This window comes from Allorhodopirellula solitaria (assembly GCF_007859855.1).
GTDB classification, from domain to species: domain Bacteria; phylum Planctomycetota; class Planctomycetia; order Pirellulales; family Pirellulaceae; genus Rhodopirellula; species Rhodopirellula solitaria.
On record NZ_SJPK01000001.1, the window covers coordinates 474144 to 495105 of the forward strand.

A 20962-nucleotide genomic window follows, 5' to 3' on the forward strand; every position below is an offset into this window, starting at 1 on the left:
GTACCGAACATGTGAGGAATGAAATTGTTTCTAAGACAGCATCTCGGTTGATGGATTGCTCGAAACCAGGAGGACTCGACGGGCTACCAATCTCGCTCAGTTGGTACGTGTCGTTGACGTTCGAGTTGCTCGTGCCGCATTCGGCGGAGCATGTCGCGGTCGCGGACGGCCTGCAGCATCTTCAGGGCTTCTTCTTTCGTCATCAGTCCGGCGTTGCTCGGGTCGACGACCGCACCAGCGTTCGGTTGTCCATCGGACGGCTCTTGTTCATTTTCGGCTGCCAGTTCGCCTTCGGGTGCCGCCTGGCTTTCCTGTTGATCGGGATCACCGCCCGAGGGTTCTTCGCCAGAGGGTGGCTGCTCGGCCTGCTGGGATGAATCTTCGGCCGGTTGCTGATCGGAATCAGCGGCTTGCTCCGCGGACTGATTTTCCTGCTCGGTCTGCTCCTGGTCCCTCTGCTCCTGGTCAGACTGCTGGCTATCGGATGATTCATCGGACTGTTCCGAATCGCCGTCTTCGGATGAATCGCTTGGTTGTTGCGGCTCGTCCTGCGATACGGAACTGTCACTCTGTTCCGAAGAGTCGCCCTCTGATTCGGAGTCCTCACCATCCTCGGACTGCTCGTCGCCGTCCTCCTCTTGTTCCTGTTCCTGTTCTTGCTGTTCCTGTTCCTGCTGCTCCTGTTCTTGTTCTTGCTGTTCTTGCTCCTGCTGTTCCTGTTCTTGCTGGAGTTGCTTTCGCAGTTCGACCGCCAATTCGATATTGGCTCGCGCGTCGACGTGGTGAGGGTCTGCATGCAGTGCGGCGCGATAGTGTGAAATCGCTTGGGTGAGCGAATCGATCGCAGCGGGACCGTCGGATTTTGCCACTGTGATGGCGGAGGAATAGAAACAGTTGCCGAGGTTGTACCGTGCTGCTGCCGCGAGGGACCCATTCGTCCAGGTGGAGACTTCGCGGAAGAGCGACTTCGCGGCGTCCAGATCACCTTGGCGGTACTGGGCGACACCTAAGTTGTAGGTCAGCTCACTGCGGGCATTCCCGGTGGAGTCAATCTCACGGTATTTTTCGATCGCGTTCTCAAACTCCCCATCGCGAACAAGTTTGTTCGCCGCATTGAGTTGCTCGGCGGTATCCGCATTCGCGGGGCCGGCGAACGCGAATGCCATCACGACGATCAAGATGCGTTGCAGATGCGAGATATTCATGGCTATTGGTTTCATGGTGTCTGTACTTCCCACATGTGGCGTGTGTTCACTTTGTCCGGCATTCTATGCGGCTTGCTTGACTGTACGGGTGGGCCGCTGGGTATCACTCGCCGACTGCCTTCGCGATCGGATCGACCGCGTACTGAGGATGACCTCGAGCATCAGCAAAACCAGGGCGGGGACAGCGAACCATTGGTAGCGAGCGATATAGGCGTTAATCTTTGCCGATTCAAAGCTTGTTTCAGGGACGTTGCCGACGAACCGGTGGTAGACGTCAGCCATGTTGACTCGTCGTGTGCCTGCAGGGATATAGGCTCCGTTGGCTTTCTCAGCGATCTCCGCGAGCACTTGACCATTCAACTTCGACCATACCTGTTCGCCCTGGTACTGGACGTATCCGTCACGCCCGTCCTCGGACTCGGGCACGCGAGCACCTTGGTCGATGTCGCCGAGCCCCACGGTAAAAATGCGGATGCCCTGATCGGTAAAAAGATTGGCTGCCACATCCACGGGATTGCTCTCTTGGTCTTCCCCGTCGGTGAAAACCACAATCGCCTTGTGATCATGCAGCTCGCTTAGAAAACCGTTGGCGGCGACCGTGAGCGCATCGCCCAATCGGGATCCACCACTGCGGACGCTGTGCGGTCCAACCGAATCGAGCGTCTGTTTGAAGTCTTCGTAGTGACTCGTCAGCGGTACGGATTGGCGTGACTCCCCCGCGAAGGTGACCAGACCGACGCGATCGCCTTGCATCGTGTCAAGCATATCCTTGATCTGTTCTTTGGCGCGGACCAGCCGATTGGGAGCCGCGTCCTCGGCCAGCATGCTACGCGAAACATCTAAAACAAAAATGACCTCAATCCCCTTCTGTGGGACCTCACGCCATGTCTTGCCCCAACGCAGATCAGTCAGTGCGAGAACGAGTAGCGTCAGGCTGGCCGCAACGAGCAATCCCGACAGCCAATGCCGCGTCTTCGATCCTCGTGGCAGAAGGCGACGGCCCAGCTGGTCAGTAGCAAACTGCTGGAACGCTCGCGACCGCGCACCGATCGCCCACAGGGTCAGTGCCAACCCAGCAGCAACGACAAGTAGCAGGTACAAACGACCTGGGCTTCCGAATTGAATATCCATGAAAACGTTCCTCAAAGGGGGGCCAGCAGGGCTTAAGCGGTCATCTCACGCAACCATGTTTGTTGCAGCAACAGGCGTAGGCCCAACAAGACAAATGCGATCATGAGCAGCGGCGGAAAAGAATACGCTCCCGAGTACGATTGAACCGCAAGCTCGCGATAGTCCACAAAGTGTTGCGCCTCGACCTCGGTTTTCTCGAGTTGATCAATCTCCGAATAGATTTGGGTCAGAGAGTCCGTGTCGGTGGCACGGAAGTACTTTCCGCCGGTCACGTTGGCGACCTCTGTCAGCGTCGCCTCGTCGATATTGACGTCCATCCACTGCATCGTCGATCGACCGAAGGGATCCGTTACCGGCACGGGAGCTTTGCCTTTCGTGCCCACGCCAATGGTATACACCTTGATTCCCATCGTCGCCGCCAACTCCGCAGCCTGGATCGGCTCGAGTTGACCAGCGTTGTTCTCTCCGTCGGTCAAAAGAATGATGACCTTGCTCTGGATCTTGCTATCGTGTTGATCATCGAGAGCGTTGAGTTTCTCGACAGCCAGCGAAATCGCATCGCCAATCGCAGTCCCATCCTCACGACGCTGCCCCACGATGCTGGCATGATTCAACTGAGCGGTGAGAAACGAATGATCGAGCGTGGGTGGTGTTTCGCTGTCGGCATAGCCTGCGAAAGTGATCAGTCCGACGAGGTCACTCAACCGCCCCGCCAGCTCCTGTGATTCGTCTCCCTCGACGAACTCTCCTGCCACCTTTTTGATCGCGGTCAATCGATCGACGGGCTCGCCATCGATGCGAAAGTCCATCGCCCGCATACTACCGCTCCGATCGACCACCATCTCGATCGCGATCCCTTCGCTCTGGGCAATCGCCTGCTCTCGCCCCTCACGCGGTCGGGCGACTCCGAGGATCATGAAAATCATCGCCGCGAGCGTCAGCGCCCCTGGCAACCACGTCAGCCGCTGGCGGAGCGTGGGGGTCATTTGTTGTGCGACCCGCAGACTGCTGAACGGCACCGAACTGCGGCGCCGAGGAGCAAACAGCCGCCACGCTAGCAGCGGCACGACACCCAACAGGAGGAGATACCAGGGAGAGTAAAACATTCGCTTTTTCGTTTCCTATCGACGGTCTGTATCGGATAACAATTTCACGACGCGACTAGCACGCTCGAAGGCTTGATCAAGGTCGCTCTTAGAGACATCCCTGCCAGCATATTTGGCACCATCGGCCAACTCATGGACCTGAGCCATTTCCATGGCGATCTCGCTGTCGATCGTTTGCTGCGTCTCGAGTCGATGGAGCACCTCTTCGGCGGTGTGCCCAGATTCATCGATGCCGTATTGCATCTGCACGAACTCTCCTAGGATCTTTGACAAACGGTAGGCTGCTTCGTTGCGATCAAAATCAGCCGTCTCCGTGGACGCTTTGAGTACATCGATTTCCTGCCGCGCCCATCGAGTGGGCCTCACCCCACGGCGACGCCAGGCGACCAGCACGCCTGCAGACGCTATCAACGCGACAACACCGAGTCCTCCAAGCAGCCATGGGAGCGAACTGTTCGTCGGCTCGGCGGGAATCTCCACGTCAACAACCGACTCGATATCCCGGAACTGGGTTGGGTCTCCCCGGTCCTCCAAGACACTACTGACGTGGATGGTGAGCGGTTTGGAGCGGAGCACGACTTCCGCGTTGTCCGGCGAGGCTCCCGCACCCGATGCGGAGGAGGGCCGGACACGAATCTCCCATGCGGGAATTTGCTGGTCGCCTGTGTAGAGCGTCTCCAGGACAACTTTCCGGGTCCACGACCTCATCTCAGCTGATCCTGCGAGAGGAACGTCAAACAGATCCGCACTGCGAATCAGGTCGAAGTCGCCAAACTGTTGCCCCACTTCCGGGAAGCTCACAGTTGCTCCGCTCGGAGCGAGCACCGTCCACTGCACGGTGAAAGGCTCCGCCACACGCACGGACTCAGCAGAAGACTTTACAGTGATGGTGGGCGAGGACGCAAACGCTGGAAAATTTCCGGCCATGAACAGCCAGCAAAAGCCGAGCGAGACGAAAACGTGCATCTTCCACACCGAGCGGCGGGTTGGCGAGAATGTGGTAGGTGGCAGCGGACTCATGAGCGTGTCTCCCGCTGATGAAAGTACTTGTGCAGCGGATCGACGATGTCCGAGCCGGTCTCCAGATGGATGGGCATCAGACGCAGTCGCCGAAACAGATGATCGCGGGCATCGCTTTGGGCGCGGAACAAATCGCTATACTTCCGCCGGTTCCAACGGCTCGCGGTGTCGACCGTCACCACCTCGCCGGTCTCTTCATCCTGGAGCCGGACCAATCCAACGTTGGGCATCTCATGCTCTCGCGGATCAGTCACCACCACGGGGATGATGTCGTGTTTTCTAGCGGCCACCTTCAATGCCTGCTCGTAGTCCTGGTCCTGGAAGTCGCTGATTAAGAACACCACCGTCCGACGCTTGCAAACCCGGTTGAGATGATCCAGTGCCGAGCGAATATCGGTGCCCGTACCAATCGGGTCGCAGTACAAGAGCTCACGAATCATGCGGAGTACATGCCGCGATCCTTTGCGTGCAGGGATGGTTTTCTCAATATCGTCGGTAAACAAGGTTAATCCAACTCGATCGTTATTCTTGATCGCCGACATCGACAACAGGGCACCGAGTTCGGCCACGAGCTCTCGCTTCGTCTGCGTCGTGGTACCGAGCTTTTGTGAAGCACTCAGATCAACCAACAGATGCACCGAGAGTTCGCGTTCTTCACGAAAAAGCTTGACGAACGGCTGGTCGCTACGAGCGGAGACGTTCCAGTCGATCGCTCTGACATCGTCGCCAATTTGATACGGGCGAACCTCTTCGAACTCGATGCCGTGACCCTTGAAGGCGGAGTGCCAATTACCCGCCAACATTTCGTTGACTTGGTGCGACGTGCGAATTTGCACACGACGAACTTTCTGCAAGATTTCGTGGGGGATCATGATGTCAATTGAGCGTGGGAGCGAGCGTTGGGTGTTAGGAACGAAAGTGGCTCAGAGCCGTATCAAGGAATCGCGATATGGCTCAGGATCTCCGATACAATCGATTCGCTGGTCCGTTCTTCGGCTTCCGCTTCATAGGTAACAATCACGCGGTGCCGCAGGACGTCGAGTGCGATTTCCTTCACGTCTGCTGGCGTGACGTAGCCGCGCCCTGCTAAGAAAGCATTTGCCTTGGCCGCCAGCGTCAAGTTGATGGTTGCTCGAGGTGAACCACCGAACTGGATCAAGTCGCTTAACTCCAACCCGTACGCTTCCGGGGTCCGCGTCGCCATGACGAGATCGACGATATAGTTCTGCACCTTCGAGTCAACGTAGATTGCGTCAATCAGTCTGCGGGCTTCAGCAATCTGATCGGGTGACGTCACTGCCTCGACCTCAAATTTCGCCGATGTCTTACCCATTCGCTGTAGAATGCGCAGCTCCTCTTCGCGGTTGGGATAGTCCACGAGCACTTTCAGCATGAATCGATCCGTCTGCGCCTCAGGCAGTTGATAGGTGCCCTCTTGCTCGACTGGGTTCTGCGTTGCCATCACCAAGAATGGATCATCGAGTGGAAACGTTTCACCGCCGATCGTCACCTGCCGCTCCTGCATCGCTTCGAGCAGGGCGCTTTGCACCTTTGCGGGGGCTCGGTTGATCTCATCGGCCAGAATCAGGTTGGAAAAGATTGGTCCCTTTTGGACGACGAAGGTTTGATCCTGCGGCCGGTAGACCTGAGTACCGATGAGGTCGGCTGGCAACAGGTCAGGTGTGAACTGCAACCGCTGGAAATCGACATCGACTGCTTTGGCGAGGCTGGCGACGGCCGTTGTCTTGGCTAACCCGGGCACGCCTTCGATCAACAGGTGACCGTTAGCGAGCAGTCCGATCAGCATCCGATGGACGAGGCGTTCTTGACCGACGAGAACGTGACTGACCTGCTCGGCGATGTTGCGAAACGGAGCATTCTGTTTCTCGATTTCCTGCGTGAGTTCGGTAACCTGTTCGTTCGTCGTCGATGATTCGAGCATAGAAGTGCCTGATGCCGTTTGAGAGCGGATGGATGGAGGATGTCACAAACTGAAATTCACACGGTCAGACCGCCAAGGCCATGGGCGTGAATCCATCGTGAAAACCTCCTGAAATACGGAGATGTGTGGTCCAATGTTCACGCGTCGACGTCGCAAAATTACGGGCAGCCATTGGCCCCTCGATCGCCGATGCTACGTTCGATCGGCAGCGACGGCTGAAATTCAAGCGGGACCTGGCTCTAGAGCCAATCCACTCTGCGGAATTGCTTGTAAAGCACGATGCAAGCGAGGATCATCATGCCGAGGGAAACTGGATACCCCCACGCCCAATTCGTTTCAGGCATGTATTCGAAGTTCATCCCATACAACCCCGCGATCAACGTGGGCACCGCCAGGATGGCCGCCCAAGCAGCGAGACGTTTGGTGTCATCGTTCTGAGAAACAGAGATCAGCGCCAGGTTACTATCCAACGCCGTCTGAGAGAGTTGTTGCAACCCATCGAGCAGCCCCGCGATACAGATCACGTGATCGTGGATATCCTGAAAATACGGTCGTGCGTCGGCCGAAATGAGGTTGGAGTTCGTTCGAGTCAGCCGAGCCGATACGTCAATCAGGGGAGAAACCGCCTGCATGATCGCGAGGAGGTCGCGGCGCAAGTGATAGATCCGAGCGGTCACATTGCGTTGGGATTCACCGCTGAAAATATGCTCCTCGAGTTCATCGAGTTCGGACTGCAGAGCATCGATGATCGGAAAATACTGATCGACGATAAAGTCCATCACCGAGTGAACGACGAACCCTTCGCCTTTGGCCAACAGTTTCGGGGTGGATTCGCAGCGTGCGCGAACGCCCGCGTGGCTGAGCATCGAGCCGTGCCGGACCGTGATCACGTAACGCGGTCCCATGAACACATGGGTTTCGCCGAACTCGATTCTCTGATCCGTGCTTTCGGACAGCTTCGCCGTTCGCATCACGATGAACATCGAGTGATCATAGACTTCCAACTTCGGACGTTGGTGCGCGTGGTGGGCGTCTTCCACGGCAAGATCATGCAACCCGAACGCTTCTTGAACATGAGACAGTACCTGCTCGCTAGGCTCGTAGAGACCAACCCAAATGAATCGGTCCGAGTGATTCCAAGCATCGCCCAGGTCCCCCACGGGCACGTCGGCAACGCGGACACCATCGTGGTAGGCCGCAGAGTTGATTACGCTTCGGTGGGGCATTCTAAGAACTTGTGATCGTCGGAGGGGCCATGAATCTCCATTGTACGGAAGGGAATCCTACCGCACACACCCCAATCGAAGTTCAAGTTACGTACTGACGTCGCAGGTGAAGCAATGGCCAATCACTGCGTCTCTCAGAACACACCGCGAGTGATCGAGCGAGCTGTAACGATCGCCAAACCCAGGATAACCATCCGTGAACTCGCGATATGCATGGCTTGGATTACGGTATCCTGATTACCCAAACTCGTAACCGACCCCCGAACCGATTCCGATCGAGACGCGTCCGAAGCGACCTGCCAATCCGCCGTTAGGGGGTGTATCCGTAGCCGCCGGATCCCTGTGTGTCTCACTCTTCAGGCTTGCCAATCTCAACGAGGTGCTCACCGTGGTTTCATAAATCCACAACTGGGGCGGGTGAACTGGAGCACGTAGGGCCGGTTCCCACCGGCCACACCCACCGCCAGCACGTCGGATTTGCAAGTCCACACGCGGATGAATTATGATGGTGCCGGACGACTCAGCAGCCTGACCCATGGAGCCTCGCAAATTGCCTCCGGTGAAAATTGGAACGGCACTTCCACCTTGCCCGCATCCCTGGGCAGTTCCGACTTGCTGGCCGCCTACACTTATCAGTACCACGCGGACAATCGCTTGACGCAGTTTTCTACTTATCGTGATGGCACCTCGACCGCGTACGGCCATGACGTACGCGATCAGTTGACGTCCGCTGCGACCACCGCGATCAGCAGGTTGTCTCAACCCTTCGGCTTGGCGAGCGCCGAGTCGTACGATTTCGATGCCGGAGGCAATCGGAAATCCAGCGGCGGAGCGTCCCAGTCCGCAGCCAACACGCACAACCAGTTGCAGACCGATGGCACGTACAACTACACGTATGACGATGAGGGCAACACGCTCAGCCGAATCCTGATCTCCACCGGTGCGGTGACTCTGTACGAGTGGGACCACCGCAATCGCCTGGAGTCGATCACCGAGAAGACCTCGGCTGTCGGCAGCGTGACGCAGAAGATCCAGTACATCTACGATGCATTGGATCAACGGGTCGGCAAACGCTTGGACAGTGATGGGGACGGCGATTTCGATCGCGACGAAGTTTTCATATGGACGGAAGGCCAAACCGTGCTGCGTGCGACCGATTCGGACGGTGAGGCAGCGACAGAAACGTTCACGCTTGCCAGCCGGTACCTGTACGGCGACATGGTCGACCAGTTGCTGGCCGACGAGCAGTACAGCGGCGGCACGGGGCCAGACGTTTCAGCGACCACCGCGAGTGCAACGGCGGGTGATACTTATTGGGCACTGACCGATCACCTGGGCAGTGTGCGAGACATGGTCGACAACAGCGGCGTGATTCGCCAGCACGTCGCCTACGACAGCTTTGGCAACCGGATCGTCGAGCAAGACTACGACGCCTCAGGAACCGCGATCTCCAGCAGCCACGCCGACGCCATCGACGAACTCTTCGGCTATACCGGTCGCGACTGGGACGCCGACGCAGGCTTACAGAACAACCGCGCTCGCTGGTACGACCCGGCCACGGGCCGTTGGCTCAGCAATGACCCGATTGGGTTCGCTGCGGGCGATGCGAACCTGTATCGGTATGTTGGGAATGGGCCGACGACGAAGACGGATCCAAGTGGGTTGGAGCCGCCAAATCCAACATTCGCCATACCACCTTCATCACCGGGGATGGGCCATGCAATTTTGGCGAACCGGGCGAGGCAGATTCGAAATGCTGAATCGGCTCGTTTAAAAAATCAGTATCTAAACCTGATTTCCAATACTCAAAAACAACACCAACAATTCGCATACTACGACTTGCTTAATCTTGGGTCTCTTTTCGAGCGACTCAAGGACGCCGCAGGCTGCGTAAATTTCAGCCCAGCTGGCACTCCTGATGGGGAGTACAGCCGCTTTACTAATACGATATATTTGAATTCCAATCATGGTGCGGACACAGCGATCCATGAGGGAATTCATGCGGTCGATGACATCGCCAACATTAATTTCCGTCCTTCTGCAATCTTGGGTGATTATCCATGGTGGTCGGAACAATCTTCATTGGATCGTGGTGAAGGTCTGGCATACGTGACAACCGCCATTGCCGGAGAGAAAAACTCTCTGGCAAGTAGTCTTGGGGAATTCGAGCAAACGCTGCGGTCAAATGCTTCGGATTACGATGTGACAAGAGATTGGTTCCTGCTCTGGAAGAGCCATTCATCTCCAAGTAACTATTTCGTATCCGTTCCTGGCGAAGGAAATCGCAAAGGCACCAACCAAGACATGCAGTGCGCCACCGAAAATTTTGGCATCCGCATCGATTGGATTAGGTTTGCCAATTTTTATTCATATGCTGCTCAATCACAAGGCAGGAATATTTGGCTTCCGGTCCCATCGGATGACGCCTTTGCGGAACATCAGCGTCGGCATTTTGAAAAAAAGGCGTGGTATGAATAATGGCTGCATGACACTTACTCGAGTCTGGTACGTGTTTGCGATAGCTAGCTATTTTTGTGTGCCCGGCTGTGAAACGTCGGACGGCGTGCATGTCAACACGTTCGCAATGACAGACTTATTCAATCTAGAGCGTTCCTTGCAGGATTTCCGCCACCGCAATGGTCAAACTCCGAATGCTGGAACGCTAGTTAGTTGCACTAAATTTCTGAAACAAACTGCCACCGGACGCCGACTTCAGAGCCAGATTCAAGCAAGAGGTCTCGATCTCGACAACTTGGATGTTGACGAGCTCGTAATGCTCTTCGCAACAGCCTCTTTCGACATGGTTCACCACAGATCTGGTGCGGTATTTGAGCCGAATCCGCATTATCTTACTGACATAGATTCTGATGGATTTTTTGAATATCGCCTTCCGGGAGTTGGTCCAGTGCAGTTGAGACATGATGTTTTCAAAGTATTGATACCAGAGCAAGATCAAGAAATGAATAAATGGGAGACCGATAAGGTGTCCGTGGGAGACCGATAAGGTGTCCGGTACCGATTAACCACCGGGTGCGCTAGAGTACAGGAGAAATATAAGGTGTCCGGTGCCGATAAAGCGAAGTCCCATAGTTTGCACCGGAGTAAAGCGACGCCCGACAAGGCCACCACAAGGTGGCTTTTCTCATTGTTGGGATAGCAACACTTGCACGCACCGGAGCGAAGCGACCTAAGCGACGACAGGATGTCGTCGCAATCTTCGGCACGATGCCGCCACCCTGGATAGATCGCTGAAACGACGGCGACAGGACGTCGCCGCATGACTAAGCCCGGTGGCAGGATGCCACTCGGCGAGAGAAGAGTAAGGTGTCAGGAGAAGAGTAAGGTGTCAGGACTCAATAACGAGTAAACCACGATCTGCACCGGAGATAGACGACGCTTTAACAGGCAACCGCAAGGTGGCCTTTCTTGTTGGCGGAAAGGAAGTCCGCCATTTTCTGCGGCACGAAGCCGCCCAGGCATTGGTTCTTCGTGAGCGAAGCGAACAAGCGACGCACACGAAGTGCGTCGCGGCTGTTTCGGCTGGATGCCGCCATCCTGGATAGATCGCTGAACGACGGCGACAAGGATGTCGCCGCATGACTAAGCCCGGTGGCAGGATGCCGCCCGGCGGTGCCGACACGGAAGGCCAGCGAAGCGAGGCCGACGTCGGCACCGCCGGGTCGGAGCGACGGCAGCGCAGGGAAGGCGCAGTGAGGAGGCTTTTCGACGAACGAAGTCCGCACCGTAGTGACCGAGCGGAGACCGGGCGTCGTGAGCGAAGCGGATGCGTAGCTGTTACCGGCCTTTTTGATGTCGCATTTTTGGCCGAATTGAGACTGTAGGGATTTGGCGGTGATTTTGGCGTGTTGGCCGAACTGGTGCGAATTTTGGAGAAGCATCTCGCGCCGCTCTTCTTGGCCGATTTGGTGTCGGAGAGTTGGATGATCCGGGACCGAAGTCGTGAAGGATGGATGGCGCCGATTGATCTGCTCGGCGATTCGGACTCTTGATCGAAATCCGATTGCGATCGCTAGGGAACGATCAATGCCAACTGCGCAGCAAAAGGCTAACTGCGCAGCAAAAATGCGATCGTTCTGAGCGAACGATCGCATGGACGTGGGTTCCAATTCGATAATGCTGAACCGATGCTCGTTGTTACCGACCGAATTGCGGTCGCACTTTTTGCCGAATTATGACTGTACGGATTTGAGACCCGAAATGGCCCTTTTGCCGAATTATTGAGAATTTTGGAGAGCGTGTTTCTGGCCAATGCGATGGGAGAGGCCGAGTCGAGGCGGGGTGCAATTGGGATTCGCGGCTGAGCGCTCAGCGCATTAAAAAAGTGCGACCGCTTCGACGAAACGGGCGCACTGATGGAGATTGTCGGTGAGCGTTCGATGCGATTGGCCGATTACGCCGAGGACTTCCTTTCACCGAGGTCGCGTTGGTATTGCTCTAGCCAATTGCTCAGGATGTCGAATGCTGGCAAGAAGTCGTGACCCTGCATCATCATCAGGTCAATGTTGTTGTAGTTCTCCCCGCAGCTAAAACAATGAGCGAGATTGTTCTTGGGGTTCACTGTCGCGCGAAGTTCTTTGCACGATGGACACGCAAAGCAGAAATAGCCATCGCTTTGTTTCGCTATCGGACCATGCTCACCGAGCCGAACGATCGTCAGTTTCATCGGTAAATCGTTGCGGATCGCGCGCAGTGAGTCTTGGGTGATCTTCATAACTGGAGTCTTGCGTTGGAGGTAGGGGTGGGTGTGTTTTTCTGAGGTCTAAAAATCAGTCAGGTCGACTTCGTTTTGCCAGTGCGGTTGAAGGAGCACGCGATTGACCAAGTCGATATCGATCGTCGTTCCCGCAGTCGTTCGAACCGTTTCGAGCATCGACGCGAGGCACAGATTTCGGCACTTGCGCAAGACGCCATCGGCCGAGCGGACGATCAACTCGGTTGCACCGGGGGTGAACGTGCTATGGGGAAGGCCGAGGGTATCGAGTTCTCGCTCGATGAACGCTCGCATCGCGTCATCGTGCAGGCGTTTGGTGATCACCGAATAGGTCACGCGGCTTTTGAGATCCAAGTTCACTGCTAGATCCAAATCGGCGAGCAGCACCGGCTGGCCGACCAGAATCAGGTTGTGGTTCTTTGGGAAATCCTCCAGGAGTAGCCGCAGTTTGCGGAGGTTGTCCATTGCCATTAGATGGGCATCGTCGATCACCGTGACGAGCATCTTGCCGCTGCGATTGGGAAGAAAAAGGTGGGGAAGAAAAAGGTGACGGGGAAGAAAAAGGTGACGGGGGTAGTTTTGGCTGATTCAGCCGTTCAGAATGAGCCTTTCTACGCAATCATCCTTGAGGCGAGCCATGCCCCGGCAAAAGCGATCTGACGAAGCGGGGATCATTTACCATGCCCTGAATCGTGGAAATGATCGGAATGAAATTTTCAAGAAGCCTGAGGACTACGATGCGTTCATTCGCATCGTCGATGAAGGATTGCAGAAGTACCCCGTCGAATTGTTCTCATTCAGTCTGATGCCCAATCATTGGCACCTTGTTCTGCGACCAAGGAAAGACGGATAAATGGGACGATTGCTGCGTTGGGTCTCAGCGACTCACACTTTGCGTTATCATGGAAATTACCACCGTCACGGATACGGTCACCTTTACCAGTCGAGGTTCAAGAGCTTTCTAGTTCAGAGCGATGAGCATTTTTACGTGGTCTGCCGGTACGTCGAGCGAAACCCTCTACGTGCGTGTCTGGTCGATAAGGCAGAGGACTGGCGACATGGATCACTCCACCGTTGGTGCACACGTCCTGAGCCAACTCCTAAGATCCTCTCGCCGTGGGCGATTCCGCGTTTACGAGACTGGCTCAAGCGTGTTAATGCAGCGCTCACGGATAAGAGCAAGGTGTCCGGTACCGTTTCTTTTGACGTCGAGTCGAGTATAGGCTAGGCTTGCGAGAGAATTGACGCTTCTCCTGAAGCTGAAGATGATGGGCCGACCGAAACGTGCTGATGCTGCAGGGCATTGCTACCACGTGCTGAATCGCGTGAGGCTAAGAGATACTATTCTTCCATGAAACAGAGGATTACGATGCGTTTGAATGACGCATAAGGTAACGGACACCTTTTCTTCGTCCTTTTTCTTCGTCAATCGATGAAATTGTACGAGTTCTGCGATCAGGCGGCACTTTAACAGTCGCCCTAGGAACGACTTCTGGCCAGCAAGCCCAAGACACGATAAATGCACTGCTAAATGACCAACGCATGATAACCAGTGTCCCATGGCCAGTTGAAGTCAGGGTAAGTGGCATTAGCGTAGAAATATACATCATTCGAGCGCGAGTCAAATGAGAGTACAATTGAAATCGGACAGACGAGGTTATCGTCAATGTGCAGCTATGGCAATCTTAATTTTCTGGACTCTAGATGGTGTTGCCGAGTCACCAAGCAAGCATCTAGAGGAATCGATCAACCAATCGATTGATGCGTTTGTGGAGCTTTTGGCAAGCGCCGCCATGAGCAGCACTGAGAAGAATTTACTCCGACATATATTTTCAGATACATACGATCGCAAAGAGAAGTTGACAGAACTCACATCTGGGAAATTCCACCTTATGCGTTTCGTTGCCAGCTTTCCTGCAAGTATTGATGGTGGCTTATGGATTTTTCTTGACTCACCACAACCGTTGCCACTCACAGACTTTGAAATGCCCGTGATCGCTATCTTTATGAAAGATGAAAAAATCGAACACTGGCAGATGGTGGCACCAGGATCTGCAGGATTAACCAGAATTGAGTACGACGGAACATCAGTAGTGTTGAGGTCGCTGGCGAACTGGATTGTCCGATCGAACCGATTTGAATACAGTTTCAATGGTTATAGTCTTGAACTGGTCGGTTCAAAGACGCTTGCCCTTTCAGATAAGGATAAACCAATTTTAAAACCAGATACAAAAGACCCCGGAACTTTGATTCGTCCGCTAAATCAGTTGCGGGCCTACTTCAGAAGGCGGAACAAGAGTAAGGTGTCCGAACAAGAGTAAGCACTGTCATGGTCGAACTTGAAAATCGCTGACTCTAACGCATGTTAAACCCTGGTTTTTCTGCGAAAAAACCGACGTCGCAGTGAGAACGATCAAATGGGTCAGGTCTGAATGCCGCGTGTTTTAGCCTCTTGGATCAACCTGTAGTCGAACGCCGCTGGTGAGCCACAACAGGTAGTGCTAGCAAATAGCACGCAACGTGTGACGGCATTCTCTGTGCCAGACGAAGCCAAATGGGTCAGGCCTCTTTGATTCAGCGTGCGGGCTTGGTATGGTGTGGTATTCTTCCAAGGACGGAGCAAAAGATGCCCAGGCCACCTCGCGCCGATGTAGCTGGCGGACTTTATCACGCACTGAATCGTGGAAACCTTCGGGCTAATATCTTCCACAAGGATGCTGATTTTGCGGCATTTGAGATGGTGCTGCATGAAGCGCTTGAGATATTCAAAGTTGAGCTTTTTTGCTACCAACTGATGCACAATCACTATCATCTTGTTCTGAGACCGCTCATCGATGGGGAAATGAGTCGATTCATGGGATGGGTGGGCGGCACTCATACGATGCGGTATCATGCTCACTATCACACGAGCGGTCTGGGGCATGTGTACCAACAACGATACAAGAGCTTTCCGATCCAAGATGACGATCACTTCTTCATTGTCTGTCGATACGTCGAGCGCAATGCACTGCGAGCCGGTTTGGTCAAGCGTGCCGAGAACTGGCGCTGGGGATCACTGTGGCGATGTTTGCAGAGCCCAGAACCCAACCCTCAATTACTTTCGGCATGGCCCATACCGAGACTTCCGAGGTGGGTTCAGCGAGTCACCGAACCTCTTGATCAGCACGAACTCGCAGCGGTGCAGTTGTCAGCCCAGCGCGGACGTCCGTTCGGAGAAGAAGGGTGGGTGGAGACGATCGCAATAAGGCTCAATCTGGAATCCACCATGCGACCTCGAGGAAGACAAAAAGCTCGAATCGACTAGCCAGATCAAATCAAAGAGGCCTGACCCATTTGGCTTCGTCCAGTTGTCAGCCCAGCGCGGACGTCCGTTCGGAGAAGAAGGGTGGGTGGAGACGATCGCAATAAGGCTCAATCTGGAATCCACCATGCGACCTCGAGGAAGACAAAAAGCTCGAATCGACCAGCCAGATCAAATCAAAGAGGCCTGACCCATTTGGCTTCGTTCCCAAACTCGTAACCGACCCCCGAGCCGATTCCGATCGAGACGCGTCCGAAGCGATTTGCCAATCTCAACGAGGTGCTCACCATGGTTTCATAAATCCACAACTGGGGCTGGAGCACGTAGGGCCGGTTCCCACCGGCCACACCCGCCGCCAGCACCTCGGATTTGCAAGTCCACACGCGGATGGATTATGATGGTGCCGGACGGCTCAGCAGCCTCACCCATGGAGCGTCGGAAATTGCCTCCGGCGAAAATTGGAACGGCACTTCCACCTTGCCCGCCTCCCTGGGCAATTCCGACTTGCTAGCCGCTTACACTTATCAGTACGACGCGGACAATCGCTTGACGCAGTTTTCCACTTATCGTGATGGCACCTCGACCGCGTACGGCTACGACGTACGCGATCAGTTGACGTCCGCTGCGAGCACTGCGATCAGTGGGTTGTCTCAACCCTTCGGCTTGGCGAGCGCCGAGTCCTACGATTTCGATGCCGGAGGCAATCGAAAATCCAGCGGCGGTGCGTCCCAGTCCGCTGCCAACACGCACAACCAGTTGCAGACCGATGGCACGTACAACTACACGTACGACGATGAGGGCAACACGCTCAGCCGAATCCTGATCTCCACCGGTGCGGTGACCCTGTATGAGTGGGACCACCGCAATCGCCTGGAGTCCATCACCGAGAAGACCTCGGCGGTTGGTAGCGTGACTCAAAAGATCGAGTACATCTACGATGCGCTGGATCAACGGGTCGGCAAACGCTTGGACAGTGACGGGGACGGCGATTTCGATCGCGACGAAGTTTTTCTCTGGACGGAAGGTCAAACCGCGCTGCGTGCGACCGATTCCGATGGTGAGGCGGCGACGGAATCGTTCACGCTAGCCAGCCGGTACCTGTACGGCGAGATGGTCGACCAGTTGCTGGCCGACGAGCAGTACAACGGCGGCACGGGGCCTGACTTTTCCGCGACCACCGCGAGTGCAACGGCGGGAGATACTTACTGGGCACTGACCGACCATCTGGGCAGTGTGCGAGACCTGGTCGACAACAACGGCGAGATTCGCCAGCACGTCGCCTACGACAGCTTTGGCAACCGGATCGTCGAGCAAGACTACGACGCGTCAGGAAGTACGATCTCCAGCAGCCACGCCGATGCGATCGACGAGCTATTCGGCTACACCGGCCGCGACTGGGACGCGGATGCGGGGTTACAGAACAACCGCGCCCGCTGGTACGACCCAGCTACAGGCCGTTGGCTGAGCAATGACCCGATAGGGTTCGCTGCGGGGGATGCCAACTTGTATCGGTACGTGGGGAATGGGCCTACGACGAAGACTGATCCGAGTGGGTTACAGCCTCCTAAACCGAAGAAGCCTGACGAAGTCGAGCAAGAGAATGATGACGTCAATGTCTGGCCCTATACCGGAACTCCGGGAGGCAAGAAAAAAGCTCAGCAGACTTTAGGTATTCCTCCGGTAAAGGTAGTGCCGTATCCCGGATATAGACGCACTCATGGTGTCCCTCAAGGCAAGAACTCACATTTCTCGAACATCCCGTTCGGTCACTACGTTGGCACAACGGGGGCTGGCCCGTGCGTGGGGCTCATTATCGTTTCACCGGGTGACAAAACTCCGGGTGGAGGAATGCGTGATATTTGGGTCTATCATTTCGAAGCAGACGATCACCCAAACAACTCAATTGATCTCCATGACCTGCCGACGGGCAGCGAAGGCATAATCTTTGGGGGTGATGATCGGACGGAGAGTAGCCCTGCATTGATTGATGCGATTATAGCGGACTTAAAAGCGCGAGGCATCAAGATTCGCGGGCTCTACAACTCGCCAGGAATGTGGGCTGATCGCCATGGCACCTGTTACGTATTCAACACGGAACGTGAGACTGCGACCAAGGATGGGACCCTTCCTAAGCAGCAGTCAAGACGGGACTGAACGGTCGGATTCTATGAAAAGAAGAGCCATACTTTTGTTGGTGGCATGCTGCCTTGGGACCATTTTGACCGTGGGTGTCGTCCTGGTCACGACTCCAGATTCGATAGATAGAAACAGAATAGCTATTCAGCAAAATCTCGATCGCTGGAGAGTCGGACCACACGACGTGGCCCCGCATCGCTGGGATGCTGCGTGGTTGATCGTTTACAATGGAAGCGGAAACGTCTGTTACAACGACGAAACCATCACGGTCTCAAATGCCCAGGAACTGGCGGACTCCATAGCGCTACTAACGCAGAACCCGCCGACGTGGGGTGGTCTTCGTAAAGTATGGAACCAGATTGCTGGCGCTGGTGAATTTGCAAGCGAGTACACCCATGGAAGAACACGGCAGCTCGAAGAGCTGTTGCCAAACCGCGTTGAGAGTAATCAAACGGGAGGAAAATAGTTTCGCGAGCGACGAAGAGTAAGGTGTCAGGACTCAATAACGAGTAATCCACCTACTGCACCGGAGTAAAACGACACCTTTACAGGTCACCGCAAGGTGGCCTTTCTTATTGGCGGACACGAAGTCCGCCATACTTGCGGCACGAAGCCGCCCGCACTGGATCGAGCATGAAACGCACTGGAGCGAAGCGACGCACACGAAGTGCGTCGCGGCTGTTTCGGCTGGATGCCGCCAGGCGTGGATAGATCGCTGAACGACGGCGACATGGAAGTCGCCGCATGAGGAAGAAAAAGGTGACGAGGAAGAAAAAGGTGACGGGGGTAGTTTTGGCTGATTCAGCCGTTCAGGAAGGAAATCCAGAGGGACATAGCACTTTGTCAACCGAGTCAATATTGGCTTGATTGGATTAATGGCCATTGGCGGCCGAGGCGACGATTTGTCAGCTTGCGAGTGCAACAAGTGCCCCTCGGATCAACTTGCCTTGCCTACTTCAGCGCGCACCTTCTCGATCTTCGGTTCCCTACCGCCAATTTCTGCATTCGAAGAAGGGTGAGAGTCGCTAATCGGCTGTCAGCAGTTCACGGGCGCGGCGGCGAAGGTGATAGCGACGATGCGTTCGATGACAGCGCATCGCGTCGACACATGCAGGACGTCCCGCCACGCAGCAGAACAGTCGCCCAAAGTCGCTCACCAATTCACACCAAGTCGCCCGGTCCAGTCCCAGCCGAACCAGTATCGGTGGGATCTCCGCAGGCGTGCGGTCACGCTTCCCAGACGCGGTCTGGCGGGCCGTCCAATCCAGCAGTTCCAAGTAATCCTCAATCGGCATCGCCAAGAATCCTTTGTCGCAAATGGGCTCGGCCCGTCGTAAGCAACCAACGCGTATCAGCTCAGACGGACGGAGCCGTCTGGCTACAATTGTCGACCGATGGCTCCGCCCGTCGTGAGCCTCCCCACCGCCGTCGTTTGCATCACCGCCCACATCGTTCGATACGCAGGCTTCATCGACCAATCCCTCGATCCGTCTTTGTACCGACGTATGATCACTGCCCTCTAGGGTTTCGGCCATCGCCGCCCGAATTGGATTCAGGTCGACGTAGGCAGCACAGGCCAGCAACGAGGCTTCGTCCGCTAAACGCGTCGTGATATCGATCTTGGATAAAGCGACCTGTTTGCTCATCTTCGCGATTGGCTCGCATCGCCACGCGCTGGCACAGCAACCGCATCCACCAACTGAAACTACTCAGCCGTTTGCGGATTACCTCGCGTTTGATGGGACACCCTGCGATGGACTGGATCTCAGGTTGGGTCGGAGTCATGGGCGATCCATCCGCCTGGCGGCGATGGGGGCACAACATCAACCATCGCCGCGCCACTTCCTCATCCGTCCACGTCGCCACGACGTCCGGGCGCGATCGGAGGATTAAATGGAAGTGATTTGAGAGAATCGCAAAGCCGACCAGGTCGATCCCAAAATAGGCTGCGAATTGCTGCAAATATTCTTCAATCCAGACTTTCCGGTGGTCGAAGTTCTTCCCAGAGACCGGATCATCGCCGAGAAGGAAACATCGGCGACAGACGCGGGTGTAAACGTGGGCGATCGCCACTTCCTCGGGGTCAAAGACCTCACAACGTGCCATCCGACTCATCACTCACCTCGCATTCTCAGGAAATTTGCCGCAAGCGTCAAATTCAACCTGCCCCCTCTGCTAAGCCAAGTCACGCTCCCTAGCAAGGTGCTGTGTCCCTCTCCTCTGGCTTATGGTGGGCTGTTCAATCTTTGGGGTTGACGCTCGATAGGTCTTGCGCAATTTCTTGACTTCACCCTCTCCAAACGAAGTTTGGGGAGGGTCGACGGGCGAAGCCTCGTCGGGGAGGGGCCCAGCACTGGGAAAACCCCTCAATCGCTGCAAAACCCTGACCGAGCCCTCCCCGAGAAACTCGCTGAAGGCTCGTTTCTCGACCCTCCCCAGCTTCGCTCGGGAGGGTGAAATCAGGACAGAAATCACCTCCATGAAAATCAACCGAAAGGGGTCGCAACCCCAAAGATTGAACAGCCCAGGCTTATGGTATGCAAGCCGCCATCGAAGGTAACTATTCATTGCCTGTCCCTATTCTACATGCCCCTATTCTACAGCCCTACGGGGGGCGTTGAACACTCACGTGGATCATCGCGCCCTGGACCGCAATGCACGCTCTCCGCGGCCAAGTTCACCAACCGTAGCGGTAACCGAAACCGGGATATCCATCGGAGTATCCCCGGTACCCGTATCCCCGATATCCATAACCTCCGTAGCCGACTCCCGAACCGACTCCGACCGAAACGCGTCCGGCTCGGTAGGCCGACCCGCCATAGGGTCCATAGCCGTACCCTCCCGGTCCATAGCCATAGCCGTAGCCCGGATCGACATAGCCACGGTAGCCCGACGAGTAGACCGTTGCCGAGCGGTAGACATTCACGTTCGGCGCGGGCGCGTAGTAGGCGGTCACCGGTGCCCGATACCCACATCCATGACGATGCCCGTGAAATGCCTCAGCACTGTCGGAAACCGCCCAGGTGAACAGTGCGGCAGCTGCCGTGATGACGAAAATGCGGACCATGATCTCTTCTCCAATCAACCGGGTATTGAACACAAAACGAAAATTCATTTTAGCAAGCGGTATACCATTGCGCGCAGAAAACTGACGTTGCCGAAA

The 20962-nt window shown here is 55.5% G+C and carries 20 protein-coding genes; 7 read left to right on the forward strand and 13 right to left on the reverse strand.

The features are described 5' to 3' along the window. Window positions 1–83: 83 nt before the first annotated feature. The 7 genes from CA85_RS24690 to corA all read right to left on the reverse strand — a co-directional run bounded on the left by CA85_RS24690 (window position 84) and on the right by corA (window position 7630). Window positions 84–1205, reverse strand: a complete 1122-nt coding sequence (locus tag CA85_RS24690; RefSeq protein ID WP_186774687.1) for a hypothetical protein — start codon at window positions 1203–1205, stop codon at window positions 84–86. A 63-nt stretch (window positions 1206–1268) separates the two neighbouring features. Beyond that, entirely contained in the window at window positions 1269–2336 is a 1068-nt protein-coding gene (locus tag CA85_RS01800) for a vWA domain-containing protein (protein ID WP_146389572.1), read from the reverse strand. A 32-nt stretch (window positions 2337–2368) separates the two neighbouring features. Beyond that, window positions 2369–3442: a vWA domain-containing protein gene (locus tag CA85_RS01805; RefSeq protein ID WP_146389573.1), complete on the reverse strand. Its 1074-nt coding sequence runs from the start codon at window positions 3440–3442 to the stop codon at window positions 2369–2371. Between the two features lie 15 nt (window positions 3443–3457). Then, a complete protein-coding gene (locus CA85_RS01810) occupies window positions 3458–4462 on the reverse strand; it encodes a hypothetical protein (RefSeq protein ID WP_146389574.1) in 1005 nt (334 codons plus the stop codon). Continuing rightward, complete coding sequence (locus CA85_RS01815; RefSeq protein WP_146389575.1) at window positions 4459–5334, reverse strand: DUF58 domain-containing protein; 876 nt, start codon at window positions 5332–5334, stop codon at window positions 4459–4461. Before CA85_RS01815 ends, CA85_RS01810 begins: the two co-directional genes overlap by 4 nt. A gap of 62 nt (window positions 5335–5396) precedes the next feature. Further along, on the reverse strand, window positions 5397–6404 hold the full coding sequence (locus CA85_RS01820) for an AAA family ATPase (RefSeq protein ID WP_146389576.1): 1008 nt from the start codon (window positions 6402–6404) through the stop codon (window positions 5397–5399). Window positions 6405–6643: 239 nt separating this feature from the next. Next, a complete protein-coding gene (corA, locus tag CA85_RS01825) occupies window positions 6644–7630 on the reverse strand; it encodes a magnesium/cobalt transporter CorA (RefSeq protein ID WP_146389577.1) in 987 nt (328 codons plus the stop codon). A 495-nt stretch (window positions 7631–8125) separates the two neighbouring features. Between corA and CA85_RS01830 the strand changes: the two genes are divergently transcribed. Together CA85_RS01830 and CA85_RS01835 are read left to right on the forward strand one after the other, a co-directional pair. Next, window positions 8126–10108, forward strand: a complete 1983-nt coding sequence (locus CA85_RS01830) for an RHS repeat-associated core domain-containing protein (protein WP_146389578.1) — start codon at window positions 8126–8128, stop codon at window positions 10106–10108. Window positions 10109–10115: 7 nt separating this feature from the next. Then, a complete protein-coding gene (locus tag CA85_RS01835) occupies window positions 10116–10634 on the forward strand; it encodes a hypothetical protein (protein ID WP_146389579.1) in 519 nt (172 codons plus the stop codon). A 394-nt stretch (window positions 10635–11028) separates the two neighbouring features. On the opposite strand, the gene CA85_RS01840 is transcribed toward CA85_RS01835, so the two are convergent. The 3 genes from CA85_RS01840 to CA85_RS01850 all read right to left on the reverse strand — a co-directional run bounded on the left by CA85_RS01840 (window position 11029) and on the right by CA85_RS01850 (window position 12833). Then, complete coding sequence (locus tag CA85_RS01840; protein ID WP_146389580.1) at window positions 11029–11529, reverse strand: hypothetical protein; 501 nt, start codon at window positions 11527–11529, stop codon at window positions 11029–11031. Window positions 11530–12041: 512 nt separating this feature from the next. Then, window positions 12042–12362 carry a hypothetical protein gene (locus CA85_RS01845; RefSeq protein WP_146389581.1) on the reverse strand — a complete coding sequence of 107 codons (321 nt, stop codon included), beginning with the start codon at window positions 12360–12362 and terminating at the stop codon, window positions 12042–12044. Between the two features lie 48 nt (window positions 12363–12410). Next, on the reverse strand, window positions 12411–12833 hold the full coding sequence (locus tag CA85_RS01850; protein ID WP_146389582.1) for a hypothetical protein: 423 nt from the start codon (window positions 12831–12833) through the stop codon (window positions 12411–12413). Window positions 12834–12836: 3 nt separating this feature from the next. Between CA85_RS01850 and CA85_RS01855 the strand changes: the two genes are divergently transcribed. The 5 genes from CA85_RS01855 to CA85_RS01875 all read left to right on the forward strand — a co-directional run bounded on the left by CA85_RS01855 (window position 12837) and on the right by CA85_RS01875 (window position 17817). After that, complete coding sequence (locus CA85_RS01855) at window positions 12837–13022, forward strand: hypothetical protein (RefSeq protein ID WP_146389583.1); 186 nt, start codon at window positions 12837–12839, stop codon at window positions 13020–13022. Continuing rightward, window positions 13000–13215: a transposase gene (locus CA85_RS25535; protein WP_246112405.1), complete on the forward strand. Its 216-nt coding sequence runs from the start codon at window positions 13000–13002 to the stop codon at window positions 13213–13215. Before CA85_RS01855 ends, CA85_RS25535 begins: the two co-directional genes overlap by 23 nt. Window positions 13216–14038: 823 nt before the next feature. Continuing rightward, entirely contained in the window at window positions 14039–14683 is a 645-nt protein-coding gene (locus CA85_RS01865) for a hypothetical protein (protein ID WP_146389584.1), read from the forward strand. Window positions 14684–14916: 233 nt separating this feature from the next. Next, the gene (locus tag CA85_RS01870; RefSeq protein WP_315852688.1) at window positions 14917–15666 is read left to right on the forward strand and encodes a transposase; all 750 of its coding nucleotides are present in this window, start codon (window positions 14917–14919) and stop codon (window positions 15664–15666) included. Between the two features lie 366 nt (window positions 15667–16032). Next, complete coding sequence (locus tag CA85_RS01875) at window positions 16033–17817, forward strand: RHS repeat-associated core domain-containing protein (protein ID WP_146389585.1); 1785 nt, start codon at window positions 16033–16035, stop codon at window positions 17815–17817. Between the two features lie 1007 nt (window positions 17818–18824). Here CA85_RS01875 and CA85_RS25540 read toward each other — a convergent pair. The 3 genes from CA85_RS25540 to CA85_RS25550 form a co-directional block, all read right to left on the reverse strand. Beyond that, on the reverse strand, window positions 18825–19334 hold the full coding sequence (locus CA85_RS25540) for a hypothetical protein (RefSeq protein WP_246112406.1): 510 nt from the start codon (window positions 19332–19334) through the stop codon (window positions 18825–18827). Beyond that, window positions 19309–19905 carry a hypothetical protein gene (locus CA85_RS25545; protein WP_246112407.1) on the reverse strand — a complete coding sequence of 199 codons (597 nt, stop codon included), beginning with the start codon at window positions 19903–19905 and terminating at the stop codon, window positions 19309–19311. Before CA85_RS25545 ends, CA85_RS25540 begins: the two co-directional genes overlap by 26 nt. Window positions 19906–20476: 571 nt before the next feature. Further along, the gene (locus tag CA85_RS25550) at window positions 20477–20914 is read right to left on the reverse strand and encodes a hypothetical protein (protein ID WP_186774688.1); all 438 of its coding nucleotides are present in this window, start codon (window positions 20912–20914) and stop codon (window positions 20477–20479) included. Window positions 20915–20962: the final 48 nt, after the last annotated feature.